Origin of the sequence: Herpetosiphon llansteffanensis, from assembly GCF_003205875.1 — a bacterium.
Classification (GTDB): Bacteria; Chloroflexota; Chloroflexia; order Chloroflexales; family Herpetosiphonaceae; genus Herpetosiphon; species Herpetosiphon llansteffanensis.
Genome location: NZ_PUBZ01000128.1, coordinates 13,848 through 28,888, shown reverse-complemented (window position 1 = coordinate 28,888; position 15,041 = coordinate 13,848). Strand labels below are relative to the sequence as shown.

Below are 15,041 nucleotides of genomic sequence, written 5' to 3'. Positions count from 1 at the left end.
AAGGATTGGCGACCCGCATTGCGAGCAAGGTGACGCATCTCGTCGTCAAAGCCGTATTGCGGGCGCGATTTGGGATCGATGTCCTCACCTTTACGGTTATCAACGATGCCTAACTCACATCAGGCGTAATATATAGAATTAGCCTAATTTTCGATTAGTGCAGCCAAGCCCTCAACATCGAGTACCAGCACATGGCCCCGTGCCAACTCCACCAAGCCTTCATCGGACATTTGGCGCAAGGTGCGGCCAATAATTTCGCGCACCGTGCCAGCGCGGGCCGCCAATTCTTGATGAGTTAATGCAGCAGTGCCATCAGCCGCCTCGTGCAATAAAATTCGTGCCAAACGGGCGCGTACCGTGCGAAACGCCAAATCTTCCAACAGCACCGCCAAATCGCGAGCTTGGGCTGCCAAATCGCGCAGTAGAATTAGGGTAAATTCTGGGTGACTGCGCAACACATCAGGCAACGCCGCAGTTGGCAAATGTACGCAACGGGTGGGAGCCATCGCGCGGGCGGTTGCTGGCGCTGGGCCTGCATCAACAAACGGCTCGATATTAAACAACTCGCCAGTTTCGGCGATTGAAAGCACCTGCTCGCGACCATCGCTGGCAGTACGCGAAAGCCGCACTCGGCCTTCTAAAATGCCAAACAAGCCAAAGCGCGGGTCATCCTCAAGCACCAAATATTGGCCAGGCCGAAACGAACGAACTTCCATTGCTCTGGCGAGATCGCGCAAAGCTACTGGGTCAAGCGCAGCAAAACGGGTCAATTGCCGCAGAACTTCAACGTCAACACTCATATCAAACAGCGCCTCATGCGCGAAATTGTTACTGCTAGGGGATCGGGGGTTGGGTGTTGGGGGCTGGAATTCAACAGCCAACATCCGATTATGCTCATTGGATAACGGATATTATGTATCAAATTAATCAATCACGTTCTAAACATCGAACCCGAACCCCGATCCCCGCCGACCAATCCCCAAGCCCTAATCTCTAGTGTAGCATAGCAGCAACAATTTGTGATATTATGTGCAAATAATCTAAAATGAATTATTTGAGGATGTATACAATCATGACCCGTCAAAAAGTGTTAGTAACAGGTGGCGCTGGCTTCCTTGGGATTAACCTCTTGCGCTACCTTGATGCCAAAGGATACGACCTTATTTCATATGATTTTGCTGATTGGACTTATCCTGATCTCAAAGATCATATTACGATCATTAAGGACGATATTCGCAACGTTGCAGGGCTTGATCGCGCTATGCAAGGGGTCGATTTCGTGGTGCATACTGCCGCTGCCTTGCCACTCTATTCAGCCGAGGATATTTTCTCGACCGATATTGATGGCACGCGCAATGTGCTCGATGTGGCCAAAAAACATGGCGTAAAACGGGTGGTTCACGTTTCATCAACCGCCGTCTATGGCATTCCCGATCATCATCCATTGGTTGAAAACGACCGTTTGGATGGTGTTGGCCCCTATGGTAAAGCCAAAGTGATGGCTGAATATGTGGCCTTGGAACATCGTGCCAAAGGTATGGAAGTCGCGATTATTCGGCCAAAATCGTTCATTGGGCCAGAACGGCTTGGCGTTTTCGCCTTGCTCTTCGATTGGGCGCTCGATGGCCACAACTTCCCGATGATTGGGAATGGCAAAAATCGCTATCAATTGCTTGATGTTGAAGATCTCTGCGATGCGATTTATTTGTCGATGACCTTGCCTGCTGAGGTTGCCAACGATACCTTCAACATTGGGGCCAAAGAATTTGCCACCATGAAGGAAGATTATCAAGCGGTGCTCGATTACGCTGGCCATGGCAAAAAGATTATTGGCTCGCCTGCAACCCCAGCAATTTGGACCTTGCGTGCCTTGGAATTTTTGCGGGTTTCGCCGCTCTACAAGTGGGTTTATGAAACCGCCTCGAAAGATTCGTTTGTCTCAATCGAGAAGGCCGAAACCCAACTTGGCTGGAAGCCTAAATTCTCCAACCAAGATGCGTTGTTGCGCAACTTCAAGTGGTATATCGACAATCGCCACGCCTTTGCTAACGCTTCAGGGGTGACCCACCGCGTGCCATGGAAACAAGGCGCGATTGGTTTGCTCAAAAAAGCCTTCTAAACATAAAACTACGCCTAGCGTATAATGCTGGGCGTAGTTTTTTAATTTAATTCGATCAATGAGGTATGTATGCCCTTAGCAATTGCCGTTCACGGTGGCGCTGGCGATATTCCCGAATCATTGCGCCCAGACCATGCCGCTGGAATTCAAGCTGCCTTGCGCGCAGGCAAAGCAGTATTGCAAGCTGGTGGCACGGCGCTTGAGGCCGCAATCGCCGCAGTTATCGTCTTGGAAGATTTGCCCGCCTTCAATGCTGGCTATGGCAGCGTGCTCAATCGCGAAGGCTTTGTGCAAATGGATGCAGGCTTGATGGATGGCACCAGCCTTGATGTTGGCGCGGTTGGCGCAATCGAGGGCATCAAAAATCCAATTTTGGCCGCGCAAGCGGTGTTAAAAACTCCGCATATTTTGTTTGCCAAGACCGATGCTGAAGCAGTAGCACGTGCTGCTGGAGTTGAGTTTGTTGATAACGCCAGCTTGATCACGCCTCGTCGCCATGCCCAATGGGCCAGCGGCGACCGCGATTTTAAAGTTGATTCGGGGAGCACCGATGCCGAAACGATTGCCGATACCGTGGGTGCGGTTGCGCTCGATGGCTTGGGCAATATTGCGGCGGCCACTTCAACCGGCGGCATGAGCGGCAAGCCCTTGGGCCGCATCGGCGATTCGCCAATTCCTGGTGGTGGTTTTTATGCAGATAGCCATAGTGGCGGCTGTTCGACCACCGGTTGGGGCGAAACGATTGCGCGGGTGTTGCTGGCTCGACGGGCGATCGAAAACCTTGAGCGTGGCATGGATGTGCAAGCTGCTGCCGAGGCCGCAGTTGCTGTGTTGGGCCAACGCATCGAAGGCGGCGAGGGCGGTCTGATCTTGGTGGCGAGCAATGGCCAAATTGGCGCAGCCTTCAACTCGCAACGTATGACCCACGCCTATTGGAATAATATCGACGATCAAGAACAGATTATTGCCTAAGCACAATGAGTGGAGTTGAATTGTAGGGTTTATACATTATACATTCATGGAATGCTCAAAATGTATAAACCCTACATTTGCTCCAATAAGTATTGATTTTAAGCCTCAGATTCCTCGCGGTACATGCGCTCCAAGGCCTCGACTGCTCGATTCATTAGCACCAAAAATTGAGCTTGATCGCTGGGCGAAAGCCCACTCAACAATTGAGTAAAGCGATCAAGATGGGCATTGTGCATTTCGGCCAGCATGCGTGCGCCATCAGTGCTCAGCCGTAACAAAACTCGCCGACTATCAACCTGATCTTGCAGGCGTTCAAGCAAGCCACTGGCTTCAAGTTTACGGGTCAGCACCGTCACTGAGGGCGGAGTCATGGCCAAGGCCTCGGCTAAATCCTTCATTGGCAAGCCTGGCTGATTTTCCAAAATAAACATGGCGCGTAAGTGCGAATGCGATAAGCCTAAATCATGAATTTTGGCGTAGGCTCCATCCATCGGCATGCGCTTCGTGCGATCGATCAATTGAATGAATTGTTGGGCATATTCTCGGCTTGTTGTCATGGTAGATCACTATATCTAACGGCTGCATTGCCGCTTACAATTTAGTTAAGTTAACTAACTATCTTGATCATACTGCAAAATAATGCAGCGTCAAGTAGCGAATTACTAGAATCGGGCGACCATTCAGGCCAAAACGCGGTATGATAGCAGCGCAAAGCCTAGAGAAGGATCTGGATTTATGAGCGAACAACCAACCTTTGATCCAACGATTATTCGGAGCAAAGCCCTCATCATCACGGATTATAGTGGCGATTCTACAAAACTTACGCTGGTTGAGCGTAATTTGCGTCCGCTCAAAGCGCATGAAGTGCTGGTCAAAGTTGCTGCTACCCCCATTAATCCCTCGGATATGATGTTTATAAATGGTAGCTATGGTATCACAAAGCCGTTGCCTGCGGTGCCGGGCTTTGAAGGTAGCGGCACAATTGTGAGCACTGGCGATCAATTATATAGCAAAGTGCTGCTTGGCAAGCGGGTTTCATTTGCAACCCAATCCCCCGATGACGACGGCGCATGGGCCGATTATGTGATTGTGGCGGCTCGTCAATGTTTGCCCTTGGCCGAGAGCCTGAGTTTTGAGCAAGCAGCCTCAGCAATTGTTAATCCCGTTAGTGCTTGGGCGTTGATTGATATTGCTCGGCAGCGCAACGCCAAAGCTGTGGTGCAAACTGCTGCTGCTAGCCAATTGGGCCGCATGCTCGTGCGTTTGGCCCAACGCGAAAAACTGACTTTGATCAATATTGTGCGCCGTGAAGCACAAGTCGAATTATTGCAATCGCTGGGAGCTGAATATGTGCTGAATTCGAGCAGCCCTGATTTTGCTGAAGCGCTGACCAAACTATGCCGCGAACAGCAGGCAAATTTGGGTTTTGATGCAGTTGGCGGGGAATTGGTGGGGCAGGTGTTGAGCGCGATGCCCAAAAACAGCACGATTATGGTCTATGGAGCCTTAGCTGATAGTGCATGCCAGATCGATCCACGGAGCTTAATTTTTGAAAATAAACATGTAACCGGTTTTTGGCTAACCGATTGGATCGGCCAGATCAATCCATTAAATTTTGCGCGAATCACCAAAAATGTGCAAAAACTGCTGCTTGATGAGCTGACTTCAACAGTTCAAGGGCGCTTTAAGCTCCACGAAGCCCAAAACGCCCTTGAACTGTATCAATCTAATATGACTGGCGGCAAGGTTTTGTTTACGCCCTAGTAGGCTGTATTCATATCCAACAAGCCTTTTTCTTTGGCGCGATGTTCGGCGCGGCGCTGCAATGGAATTGAAATGACGGCCATCGCCACTGCCGAAGCCAGCAAGATCAGCAATAAATTCGTGGTGCTCAATTGATTCAGCCCTGTATTGTAGACAGGATTCTGCGCATCGACCCACAAGGCGCGGCGCATGCCTTCGAGCCAGTAGGTAAGCGGCACGGCGCGGGCAATAACTTGCATCCAATTGGGTAGCACGGTTATTGGAAACAACGCACCGGTGAAGAGATAGAGCGCGCCGGAAACTGCTTGGCCCACAAAGCCAGCGTGGCGCGCAATCATCAAGGTCACGCCAGCCAAAATCTGAGCCGCAAAGGTCACAATTAGCAGCCCAAGCACGACCACGACCAGCAATAATGGCCAATTAATTGTGCTCAGCCGAATCGGAATATCCAAAACCAACGCGCCGAAGGTTAGGGTTAATGGCACTGCCAAAAAGTTGATTGAAACTTTGGCAAAGCCGCGCCCCCACAAATAGCCATACATCGACGATGGCGTGATCGCAATGTACTTGAGCATGCCCATCCGTTCGCGATCTTCGAGCACGGCCCAGGCCATGCTATCGAGCAACAAGGCTACAATCGAATAAACAACTGTGCCGATGAACACATAGGGCAAGAGATCAGCGCCGCTGGAGTTGCCAGTGCGCTGCAATACCCGCAGCATCATGGTCATAATCAAGCCATTCGACATGGGCAGCAAGAGCGACCACAAAATATAAAAAAGCGGATTTGTCCAGTTGCTTTCGGTTTTCCAACCCAACCAAGCGCCGACCCGAAACGCCTGCAAAAATCGCTGCATAAAAACCCCTTTGAAAGGATGAAGTATGAAGGATGAATTATGAATAACGTTCATCCCTCATACTTCATACTTCATCCTTCTAATTGCCTCGTTCCGTTAGGCGGCCATCTTGGCGTGATTTGCGCTCCATGCGCTGCAACGACCAGCGGGCCACGAGGCCGAAGAATAAGGCCAAGCCTGCTAAAATTGCTGCTTCGGTGCCAACGCTGAGAAATTGAAACTGCTGCATCATCTCAGGAAACAGCAATTGGCGCATTGCATCAAGCCCCAAGGTCAATGGTACGACTGAAGCACCAGTTGCGACTACCGTGCCCAAGGCCTTGACCGGAAAGTAAAAGCCAGAGACAAAGAACACAGGCTCTTGCAAGGCGGCGGTCATTTGCCACGCGCCCCGCCCATAGACCAAGAAAATCGAGCTGAGCAACATGCCCATGCCATACAAGGCAATCAGAGACAGGAAGAAAACCCCAATTAAGGCAAACCAGCTGGTTGCTTGGTAGCTAATGCCAAAAATCAGCGAGCCGCCAATCAGAATAATCGTTGCCCGAATGGTGGTTGCGAACAAGCCGCCCAAGGCCATACCGGTCAGAATTGCCATGCGCGAGGTTGGCGCAAGCATATACAACTGCAAATTGCCCTGCTCTTTATCCCAATACAATTGCATGGCCATCGACCAAAGCACATTCAGCCAAAAAGCCGTCATTGCGCCGCCAACCAAGACCAAGCCTTTGTACGAGGCTGGCGCACCAATTGCCTCATAGACCAAAACATACGACATGGTGGCCATAAACGGCAAGAAAATATCAAAGAACAACCAACTTAGTTCGCGTTGGGTGCCGATGATCCGTGGGTAGGCACGGCCAATAACCGAGCGCCAAAAGATCGTAAAGGCGCTTGGCCCCTTGCCTCGGCGTGGATTTGGTTCGCGCTCAACTGCTGTGTGTTTATCTAAAATCACGCTCATGCAGTGGTCTCACTTTCGGATAACGAGTGGCCGACGAGGTTGACGAAAACATCTTCGAGCGTTGGTTGGCGTTTTTCGAGCGATAACAAGCCTGCGTTATGGGTCGCAAGTTGGCTCAATACTTGAGGCAAAATGGCATCGTCACGCAGAATCAAACTTAATTCATCACGTTGGTCGCCGCTGCGTTGGCTGATGCTTTGCACGCCCTCAATCTGCTCGACTGCTTGCAAAAAGGCCGGAGCAACTGGCGTGGTAAACAAACGGAAAACCACATCTTGTTGCAACGAATATTTGAGGCTGGTTGGCGTATCGCAGGCCAAAATTGTGCCGCCACTGATAATTGCCACCCGATCACACAATTCGTCGGCTTCTTGCATGTAGTGGGTGGTCAAAACGACGGTTTTGCCAGGGTTAGTATCAAGCCAGTGGCGGGTGTAGGTGCGTAAGGTTCGCGCCGCTTCAACATCAAGCCCAAGCGTTGGCTCATCAAGAAACAACACATCAGGGTCGGTCAGCAAGCCGCGAATGTAGTTCATTTTTTGGCGCAAGCCAGTTGAAAGGAAGCTCACGCGGGTTTTGGCCCGATCAGCCAAGCCCATGACTTCGAGCAATTCGTCGATCCGTTTATTCGCTAACTTACTATCCATGCCATGAAACTGGGTAAACATCCATAAGTTTTCGCGCACGGTGAGCAAGCCATAGCCCGACGATTCGCCACCGGAAACCATGTTGATATGGCGGCGAACTGCATCGGCTTCGTGCAGCACATCAAAGCCCCAAACCTCGGCAGTGCCGCCACTGGGCAGCAAAAGCGTGGTCAGAATTTTAATCGTGGTGGTTTTTCCAGCACCATTCGGCCCCAAAAAACCAAATAATTCGCCTGGTCGTACCGCTAAATCAACCCCATCAAGTGCCTTCAAGACGCGTTCTTTGGTTTTATAAGTCCGTTGCAAATTGACGGTTCGAATGGCATATTCAGGCTGCATATTCCCTCGCACAGAAAGTAAACACCGCCTCGCGGCAGTGTAGCTCGATTTGCTATCAACAATTGATCATCTGGTGATTAGCATAGCTTAATCGTGCGTTTGGAGTATGGGTCTAGAGAACGATTGATCGTTCGCTAAATGGTTTGGGGCGCATGGCGCTTAAAGGATTGCTTATTTTAAGGCGGCAATTAAGCTTGGCATGGCTCCCATTGCGGCGTAAAATTCCGAGCCATCGGGCGTAGGCGTGGGATACGAACTCATTTTGGCGAACACCAGCTCGGCTTTGGGCGCGATGTAAAGCATCTGCCCACCATAGCCATTGGCAATATAGGCTCCATGTTGATTGTGGGTGTGCCACCATTGATAATTGTAGGAATAGTTGGCATTGCTTGGGTGAGCAATTGCGCTGTTGGCAAATGCCGCTTGATCGCCACCAGCCTCAATCGCTGCAACTGCTGCTGCGGGCAGAATTTGCTGACCATTGAATGAACCTCGATTCAGCAACATTTGACCAAAGCGCGCCATATCGCGCAGCGTTGAGCAAAAACCAGAGCCTGCGGTTTCAGCACACGCCGAATCGACCACCCACAGCGCATCACGCTCAGCGCCAAGTTTGCGCCAAATATGCTGCGATACTGCCTCGGCCAAACTGCAATTCAGCACGCGCTTGATAATCCAGGCCAAAACATCGGTGTTTGGGGTTTGATAGTTAAAGCGCTGGCCATGTTCGCCAGTTTGCAGCATCGTCGGCAAAAACTCATAGACATTGCTTGGGCCGTCATAGTCGCTAGGCCGCGCATTCCAGCCCAACGCCACGCCATAGTTGAAATTTTCAGTGACCAAATTGCCAGTTTGCTCGCTAAACCCAACCGCTGTGCTCATGCCAAGCACATGGGCGAGGGTTGCACTGCCAAAACCGCTGTCGGCTAATTCGGGCAAATAGCTGGCAACTGTTGCCTGCGGATCGAGCAATTGCTCAGCAACCAGCAGCGCCGCCAAAGTTCCAGTGATCGATTTGCTGCCCGAAGCCCAAGCATGCAAGGTTTGAAACTGCATGCCATTCAAATAGCGTTCATAAATCACCTTGCCACGGTGTAAAACCATAATTCCATCGGTGTAACTTTGCTCAACCATATCGTTGAAGCTAAATTCTTGGCCAAGATAATTTTTATACTGAATTGCATCCAAATTCTGTAAATCGTAGTGAAATTCGCTGCTTGGCCTATTGCACCGCCACACATCGGCCACCGGATTGAGCAACTGAATGTTTTGAAAACTCCAGCGATTGTAGGGCTTGAGCAATTGTTGCGAATGTTGGACGCTTGATGCAGGTGGAAAGCCCTGCATCAAGCCTAATTCAACCGCAGTTTGGGGAATTGACTGGCTCATGATGACTCCTTGTTAATCGCCAAGCTCTGGCAAGCGGCTCAAATCGCGCAAACGCTCAACTTGCGAACGCAAGACCCGCCGATTTTGCTGTGGGTTGGCAACCGACGGATCGGGAACCCAATCCAAAAGTCCGTTGTCGATCGCGCGGGCAATCCGCATGCGGTTGGCTTGGTTGTTTTGGCCAAAGGCCAAGGCCGCTGCATTGCTGATGGTGATCAGATCTTCGGCGGAGAGCCACCAGCGTGTGCGCGAAACCAAAATGCCAATCTCGCTCTGCCAAAAATCTTCAGGAAAAACCGCTTTGCTTTGAAGTGCGTTGCCCAACAACAGATCAAGCAATTGTTCCAGTGCCAATTCAATCCGCCGCAACATAATTTCGTTGCGCATATGTCGTCCGTTAGCGACCTCGATCAACAAATTTAAATTATGTTGAAAGGCGGTTTCGGCTGCTGCTTCCTCGGCCAACGTGGTTGCGCCCAAGGCATGGCCCAAACTGCGGTAGCGTTGCAGCACTAAGGCGGTTATTTCCTCGGCTAGTGTATGGTCAAACAGTGCCATCGTTCGAGCCCCTTTACAGATAACGTAACTATCGTTAGTTGATAAAGATAGCATAACGTAACTATCGTTAGTTGTCAAGGCTTAATTTCTGACCTATTTTTGGGGTTAAAAATAAGCCAGATCGACGAATACCTGTCGATCTGGCCGCAATTATCACATCAATCGAGGCGCTACTTATTCATAATCAAGCCAATTTGGCTCCTGAGTATCATCGAAGCCACGCTGCTTGAGCTGTTGCGATGTAACGACGAGGCTAATTTCGCCCCAAAGCAGCTTGAACAGTTCGTCGAGCATGGCCAGATGACTGTGCTTGCTAGCGGCAGCGGCACTATCAATCGCCTGCCAATGTGAGCATAGCGTTGCTGCTTGCGTTCCCAGCGTATCGATTTGCTTCATTATTAAGCTGCCATCCATGAAATTGCTACCAGGAGTGCGGATGCTGCGGTACGAATCGATTGTAGCGCTAAATAATCGCCATAAGTGACGATTGGCTTTATTTTTAATCCCTGCTTCTGAGATATTTAAATCAAAAGCCTGCTCTAATGCAGCTAAGCGTCGAGTATTAAAGCGCCGAATGTCCTCGTGGCCATAGGGGTTTTGGTTTGTAATGTAGGCTTCAATTAATGCCATGCGATTGTAGTATTTTTCCATGCTCAAATCTCCCAATCGAGCAACAAATACCTGAAACATTCAGGCATTTTTGACTAGACTTTCATGACATTAATCTGGATACTCATCGGGATGGGGTTGACGAACATATATTTTAGAACCCAATGAAATTGCTCCATATTGCTGATAATTCAGGCGAGCCTCGTTCAATGATTCTTCATTTGCACCACCACGATAGTCTGGGTTGTCTGATTGGAGTTCGTCATCTTCCTACCAACATACTGCACAGAGATCATAACGGCCTGGATCTTCGACAGTTTTGTAGCCACAGCATGGACAAGGATAACGAATAGGTTTGTTTAGACTCATATTTTAATGACTCTCTCAATTAATAAACCTCTCAAGCATTGATGCTCCGAAATCAATCAGGTTGCCATTTAATGATGTCGTGGCCCAGTTTCCTCCAGCAGTTTCGCCAAAAGGCGGAGTAATTCCTGAACCGACGATTGGTCGCTAATTAATGCGATATCCTGTCGTGCCTGCACGATAGCGGCTTGGCATTCGTTGGCGCGAGCAGTTGTTTCGGCCTGGATTGCCATTTCAAGCGAAAACTCCGCATTCACCAGCGCCCGCGCCGTAGGCAAATTCTGATTGCGGGCCAGTCTGGCTTGCTGCTGCGCTTCCGCGTAGGCTCGGCGGAGCACGTTCGCCTGGGATATCGGAGGCTCGATATCCTGTTGTGCCTTCATGCTACCATGGTTTACGCCGGCGATAATCCCATTAAGCGTACTATCGGAAATCGGGATAGAGCTTTTATTAAGCGTATCGGCGTAATCGCCACCCTCAATATTAATTGTTCGGGCATCAACGTAATATTTAACAATATCCCGCAGCATCGTGCCCGGCGGTGGATCGTTGCTGGCAATGCCACGCCGAGCCAGTTCTTCGTTAATGCTGTCGATATTCTGTTTCGTATCTTCGATCTGATTCTGAATATAGAATGGCAAAAATAAATCGCCGAACTTTTCCGCCTGCACGGCAAGATAGCTTAAGTTGTTTCGTTGAATAGCGCGGATATTCTCAAGCGTGCCGACATCTAGATACTGATATGTGTCCCTCATGGTAACCTCCGCAGAAATCTCACTGGTGCGAGCAGTGAGATTAATGAAGTTGGCCGGCATAGCCAGCCGGTGATGATGCCAACATGCGGACGTTTCATTGGGCTATCGAACATCAACAGAGCGCATTACCTGCGCAATTTGGGATTCGTCGGTATCGTACAGTAAAGCCCGCAGATCTAATCTCCCCAGATGCGCAGGGGTAATATAAAATACCACCTCGGAACCCTTGAAATAACAGGACTCCTTGATGCCAGAAGCCCGTAGTTCGGCGCGATACCGCGTTCCCGGTTGGGTGTTGTAGAAACGGACCAGAATACTGTTATCTTGATTATGGCTCAAAACAGTGTTGCATTCAATACTAAGCCGATATTCGAGGGTATGGGCGCTAGAAGAGCCACCAGTGTAGGCCATGGTGCGGTTATTGATACCTGTCATTTGCCCATGAATCGTGCTGCCGCTGATCGTGATGGTGCTTTCGTTAACCGTTTGATCGCCCTTCACGTTATTGCCCCCATATGAATCGCCTTCGATGATTGAGCCAGTTGTGGTGATTGATTGGCGAATATCGCCATGGACTGTGGTATCCGAGACAACTGCGCTGCGGTTGATCGTGGCGGCGGCCTCAATTGCCGCGTGGGCATCGGCCTGTTCGGCTTCCCAACCACCCTTCGTGAGGCCCTTGCCTCCGCGAATCAAGGCAATTGGGAAATCTTCGGCGGCAGCCTGCATAAAGGGGGTCTGTTCTTTCCCGTGTTCCCGGGATGTTGTGTGCTTCACTTGGTCGCTCAGGTAATTCATAAGATTGCTCACTCTGACCTCTTGCGAACCTGGCAGATTACCTGATCCTTGTAGGGCCTCAAGAAGGTGGAAGGTGAAAATACTGAGGGTGAAATCCTTGCGAATATAGGACTTTTGCCTACCCGAGGATGAGGAAATAATAACTCGTCCCGTGCCTTGCCGAAGCGCCTCTAATATATAGGGGTCAGGTGCCGCCTTTGCCCACTGGCTTTTGTCATCGCGCCCGAGTCCGTTTCCGCTCTTCGCCATGCCGCCCGAATGGCAGCAGTCGAGGAGCACCAGCAAGCGCTGCGCAGAAATAGCCTGCAAGGATTCGCTGAGTTCGGTGGCCGTCAGGCCTGTCGCAGCGTCGAAACCATCGTGGGGCAAGAGAAAATACTCGTCCGTGCGCTCGTCACGAATCCCATGGCCAGAATAATAAAAGATGATCGTAGCGCTAGGGTCGCGATGGGCGCAGTCTTTTAGCCAAGTGAGATTTTCGCGGATGCCTTGGGTCGTCGCTGCATCATCATGAAGGAGTTTAATCTGATTCGCGGGATAGCCGCAGCGTGATGGATGGCGAAGGATTGCTTCGATCGCATAAACGTCGTTGACCGACGTTGGTAGGGTATAATAATCATCGCGATGATTTCCCACGCCAACAAGTAGAGCGTATCCATTCTCGAAGGTTCCCATGAAATGCTCCTTTTCGCATGCCTACAATGCGATGCACCCCTTACCGGCAGCTCCCATGCCAATGGCTTTGGAACCATGATTAGTGAGTGGCTATACACCGTAGTTACATAGCCACTCACTGATCATGCTTAGTCCTGTACTTTATACAGAAGGGTCATAAACCTTCTTTCAATCACAATCATTGTTTCAGTCATTCTTTTCACCTCATCAACGCCGTTGTCTATTGATAATGCGTCGATGCCAGCATTTTTGTATTGACGCGCCGCATTTTCCAGCGATCTGACAAGATCGTTCACGGCAGCAATTGCATTCTTTACCACCGAAATGCCGTGTATTAATCCGTTCACAATGCTATTCTTTGTTGATTGATTCATTTTAGAGTAGACGACGCTTTCCGAAAACAGGTGAGAAAAATCTCGAATTCGGTCTCTCAGACTAGCATTCATCGAATGCAGAGATCGCGCATACGCATCAATATCCATAAATATGAATCGAATAATCTTATCTCTATTGGCACCAGATTTCACTTCCAGCGTATATTTTAAAAAATTATCAGTTAATTTCCCAGTTTCCGTCGACAATCTTTCGATAATTGATGTCGACTCAATCAAGTAATCTTCCATATCGTGGAAACTTACTTCATTTTTTCGCTTGAACAACTCTTCTTGAATCGCATTTATTATATCATGAGCATGATTAATCTCATTTTGTAAGCCCAGCGAAACCAGTATGCCCTGCTTTGCCGCCTGACTCTCTAGAATCTTCAAATTCTTGAACTGAATGTTCAGCATTTCATTAAGGCTGTCATTGTCATAATGAGCGTAATCCATCGTCAGATCCCCTGAGCATCAAGCCACGATCAGTTTTATGGCAATTAATTACCGCGCAATTGTGCTTGCGATGAAATTATAACCAAACATAGCCAAGTAGCAGTCTTTATTTAGGATTCATCCATGGGCCTATATCTAAGGTGATGCCTTTTCGTTTTAGAATAAATTCCCCATAGACCATCTGTTTGCCAAGTGGAACGTTTTCAATAGATTGTCTATTTAAGCAAACCAGATCATGTAATTTCCTCAAAGCTTCTTCCAGCGAGGCGCGGGTATCGTCCGCCGACCTGATACCGATATAATCTAGCTGAGGGATTTCCCCGCCAATGCAAATACTATAAAATGGGTTCAAATCCATATCAATGACTGGTTGTACGGAAAAATCCTGCTCAACCGACAGCGGGATTTTTCCAATCTCAGTCCAAGCCTGTTGCCCATAGCGGTTAAGCATAGACTCTACAGCCGATTTATAGTCATTTTTTGCAATTGTCCAGGCTTCTTTTCCGGGGAAGTTAATCGATTGATAGCTCCAGATAGGCGTTGAAAAAAAAACCTTATTCTTTCCCCACAATGCGGTGGCAAATTCTTTCAAGACCTTTTCAACCATTTTATCTTGCTGTTTCTTCATTTTATTAATAATCGCAATGCCTTGGGCCACATAAGCTTCTGCGCCCCTGCGCATCTCCGCCAGATCGTCGAAAGCCATAGCATCCTCCTTACATTCTTATATATAGCATTCATGCGGTGGTCGGGTAAGACTGTTACCGCAATTCGAGCAGAACTTTACCGTATCCTGATTGGTCGCTGCACCACAAGCCGAACAATACATCGGAACCCTCCCCATAATTGATTCTACTTTATGAGATGCGACTCGGGAAAAAATTTTCACTTATTGCGCATAATTTCAGGCAGTGTGTAAAACCGCCGATTGAGAGAATCGGCCATCGACCTACTCAAGAAAGAGATACACGATGGCAGGGTGCGTGCAACGTCAGCGGGTCAGTCTTCTCGCGGCAGTCCATTGAGCAACTGGTCTCATTGAGCTAGAAATCGGCTCTAGACCGCATTCACCGTACTACCGGATCCGCCCAATTACTGCATTGTTAAGATCGCCGTGGCCTGCGCCCTCATTCCGGTTAGCAACGGACTTACGGCAGGTCAAATGATGCACCTAAAGCAACTCCGGTAGGCAATCTAGGAGTATTGAGGAATTGGTTGATCTGTTGACCCACTTAACGGGAGGATACTGCTTAAGCGAAAATTTCGCTGTTCAACGCATCTTATAGTACAGCCGCTTGTATCTTATCGCATGCATCAGCAACATTAGTGGTGTGATCTATGTCATTTTTCTATCAATCGTCGGGAGAAAGTTTATGACTCATCTGGCAATTCAAACGAT

Annotated in this window: 15 protein-coding genes and 2 pseudogenes; 4 read left to right on the top strand and 13 right to left on the bottom strand. The window is 49.3% G+C overall.

Annotation, left to right across the window (positions count from 1 at the left end; translation table 11 throughout):
- Positions 1–113: pseudogene (locus C5S61_RS27705) on the top strand (IS982 family transposase); the annotation flags it as partial.
- Positions 114–143: 30 nt separating this feature from the next.
- On the opposite strand, the gene C5S61_RS20990 reads toward C5S61_RS27705, so the two are convergent.
- Positions 144–800 (bottom strand): Crp/Fnr family transcriptional regulator, encoded by a 657-nt coding sequence (locus C5S61_RS20990; RefSeq protein WP_110518489.1) that lies wholly within the window; start codon positions 798–800, stop codon positions 144–146.
- Between the two features lie 272 nt (positions 801–1,072).
- On the opposite strand from C5S61_RS20990, the gene C5S61_RS20985 reads away from it, so the two are divergent.
- Complete coding sequence (locus C5S61_RS20985; RefSeq protein WP_054533727.1) at positions 1,073–2,119, top strand: NAD-dependent epimerase/dehydratase family protein; 1,047 nt, start codon at positions 1,073–1,075, stop codon at positions 2,117–2,119.
- Positions 2,120–2,188: 69 nt separating this feature from the next.
- Positions 2,189–3,091, top strand: a complete 903-nt coding sequence (locus C5S61_RS20980; RefSeq protein WP_110518484.1) for an isoaspartyl peptidase/L-asparaginase family protein — start codon at positions 2,189–2,191, stop codon at positions 3,089–3,091.
- A gap of 98 nt (positions 3,092–3,189) precedes the next feature.
- Here the strand turns inward: C5S61_RS20980 and C5S61_RS20975 are convergent, their stop codons facing one another.
- Positions 3,190–3,648: a MarR family winged helix-turn-helix transcriptional regulator gene (locus C5S61_RS20975; protein ID WP_054533729.1), complete on the bottom strand. Its 459-nt coding sequence runs from the start codon at positions 3,646–3,648 to the stop codon at positions 3,190–3,192.
- A 178-nt stretch (positions 3,649–3,826) separates the two neighbouring features.
- On the opposite strand from C5S61_RS20975, the gene C5S61_RS20970 reads away from it, so the two are divergent.
- Complete coding sequence (locus tag C5S61_RS20970) at positions 3,827–4,855, top strand: zinc-binding dehydrogenase (protein WP_110518482.1); 1,029 nt, start codon at positions 3,827–3,829, stop codon at positions 4,853–4,855.
- Here C5S61_RS20970 and C5S61_RS20965 read toward each other — a convergent pair.
- From C5S61_RS20965 to C5S61_RS20915, 11 genes and pseudogenes are all read right to left on the bottom strand, one after another.
- Positions 4,852–5,712 (bottom strand): ABC transporter permease, encoded by an 861-nt coding sequence (locus tag C5S61_RS20965; protein ID WP_164689699.1) that lies wholly within the window; start codon positions 5,710–5,712, stop codon positions 4,852–4,854. The two genes, C5S61_RS20970 and C5S61_RS20965, sit on opposite strands and share 4 nt — an antisense overlap.
- A gap of 79 nt (positions 5,713–5,791) precedes the next feature.
- Positions 5,792–6,676, bottom strand: coding sequence for an ABC transporter permease (locus tag C5S61_RS20960; RefSeq protein WP_110518478.1), 885 nt, complete (start codon positions 6,674–6,676; stop codon positions 5,792–5,794).
- Positions 6,673–7,662, bottom strand: a complete 990-nt coding sequence (locus C5S61_RS20955) for an ABC transporter ATP-binding protein (protein WP_110518476.1) — start codon at positions 7,660–7,662, stop codon at positions 6,673–6,675. Before C5S61_RS20955 ends, C5S61_RS20960 begins: the two co-directional genes overlap by 4 nt.
- A gap of 171 nt (positions 7,663–7,833) precedes the next feature.
- Complete coding sequence (locus C5S61_RS20950) at positions 7,834–9,051, bottom strand: serine hydrolase domain-containing protein (protein WP_110518474.1); 1,218 nt, start codon at positions 9,049–9,051, stop codon at positions 7,834–7,836.
- A gap of 12 nt (positions 9,052–9,063) precedes the next feature.
- The gene (locus C5S61_RS20945) at positions 9,064–9,609 is read right to left on the bottom strand and encodes a hypothetical protein (protein ID WP_110518472.1); all 546 of its coding nucleotides are present in this window, start codon (positions 9,607–9,609) and stop codon (positions 9,064–9,066) included.
- Between the two features lie 174 nt (positions 9,610–9,783).
- Entirely contained in the window at positions 9,784–10,260 is a 477-nt protein-coding gene (locus C5S61_RS20940; RefSeq protein ID WP_110518470.1) for a hypothetical protein, read from the bottom strand.
- A gap of 69 nt (positions 10,261–10,329) precedes the next feature.
- Positions 10,330–10,587, bottom strand: a pseudogene (locus C5S61_RS27600) (CPCC family cysteine-rich protein).
- Between the two features lie 68 nt (positions 10,588–10,655).
- A complete protein-coding gene (locus C5S61_RS20930; RefSeq protein ID WP_124033481.1) occupies positions 10,656–11,339 on the bottom strand; it encodes a hypothetical protein in 684 nt (227 codons plus the stop codon).
- 102 nt (positions 11,340–11,441) lie between these two features.
- Positions 11,442–12,812 (bottom strand): caspase family protein, encoded by a 1,371-nt coding sequence (locus tag C5S61_RS20925; RefSeq protein ID WP_110518466.1) that lies wholly within the window; start codon positions 12,810–12,812, stop codon positions 11,442–11,444.
- Positions 12,813–12,940: 128 nt separating this feature from the next.
- Positions 12,941–13,642, bottom strand: a complete 702-nt coding sequence (locus tag C5S61_RS20920) for a hypothetical protein (protein ID WP_110518464.1) — start codon at positions 13,640–13,642, stop codon at positions 12,941–12,943.
- 106 nt (positions 13,643–13,748) lie between these two features.
- Positions 13,749–14,348 (bottom strand): hypothetical protein, encoded by a 600-nt coding sequence (locus tag C5S61_RS20915; protein WP_110518462.1) that lies wholly within the window; start codon positions 14,346–14,348, stop codon positions 13,749–13,751.
- Between the last annotated feature and the right edge of the window lie 693 nt (positions 14,349–15,041).

What these genes read in the sequence shown, in the direction of transcription:
- C5S61_RS20975 (WP_054533729.1), bottom strand. Translation starts at nt 3,648, where the DNA reads ATGACAACAAGCCGAGAATATGCCCAACAATTCATTCAATTGATCGAT.
- C5S61_RS20950 (WP_110518474.1), bottom strand. Translation starts at nt 9,051, where the DNA reads ATGAGCCAGTCAATTCCCCAAACTGCGGTTGAATTAGGCTTGATGCAG.
- C5S61_RS20930 (WP_124033481.1), bottom strand. Translation starts at nt 11,339, where the DNA reads ATGAGGGACACATATCAGTATCTAGATGTCGGCACGCTTGAGAATATC.
- C5S61_RS20945 (WP_110518472.1), bottom strand. Translation starts at nt 9,609, where the DNA reads ATGGCACTGTTTGACCATACACTAGCCGAGGAAATAACCGCCTTAGTG.
- C5S61_RS20960 (WP_110518478.1), bottom strand. Translation starts at nt 6,676, where the DNA reads ATGAGCGTGATTTTAGATAAACACACAGCAGTTGAGCGCGAACCAAAT.
- C5S61_RS20940 (WP_110518470.1), bottom strand. Translation starts at nt 10,260, where the DNA reads ATGGAAAAATACTACAATCGCATGGCATTAATTGAAGCCTACATTACA.
- C5S61_RS20925 (WP_110518466.1), bottom strand. Translation starts at nt 12,812, where the DNA reads ATGGGAACCTTCGAGAATGGATACGCTCTACTTGTTGGCGTGGGAAAT.
- C5S61_RS20915 (WP_110518462.1), bottom strand. Translation starts at nt 14,348, where the DNA reads ATGGCTTTCGACGATCTGGCGGAGATGCGCAGGGGCGCAGAAGCTTAT.
- C5S61_RS20965 (WP_164689699.1), bottom strand. Translation starts at nt 5,712, where the DNA reads ATGCAGCGATTTTTGCAGGCGTTTCGGGTCGGCGCTTGGTTGGGTTGG.
- C5S61_RS20985 (WP_054533727.1), top strand. Translation starts at nt 1,073, where the DNA reads ATGACCCGTCAAAAAGTGTTAGTAACAGGTGGCGCTGGCTTCCTTGGG.
- C5S61_RS20980 (WP_110518484.1), top strand. Translation starts at nt 2,189, where the DNA reads ATGCCCTTAGCAATTGCCGTTCACGGTGGCGCTGGCGATATTCCCGAA.
- C5S61_RS20990 (WP_110518489.1), bottom strand. Translation starts at nt 800, where the DNA reads ATGAGTGTTGACGTTGAAGTTCTGCGGCAATTGACCCGTTTTGCTGCG.
- C5S61_RS20970 (WP_110518482.1), top strand. Translation starts at nt 3,827, where the DNA reads ATGAGCGAACAACCAACCTTTGATCCAACGATTATTCGGAGCAAAGCC.
- C5S61_RS20955 (WP_110518476.1), bottom strand. Translation starts at nt 7,662, where the DNA reads ATGCAGCCTGAATATGCCATTCGAACCGTCAATTTGCAACGGACTTAT.
- C5S61_RS20920 (WP_110518464.1), bottom strand. Translation starts at nt 13,642, where the DNA reads ATGGATTACGCTCATTATGACAATGACAGCCTTAATGAAATGCTGAAC.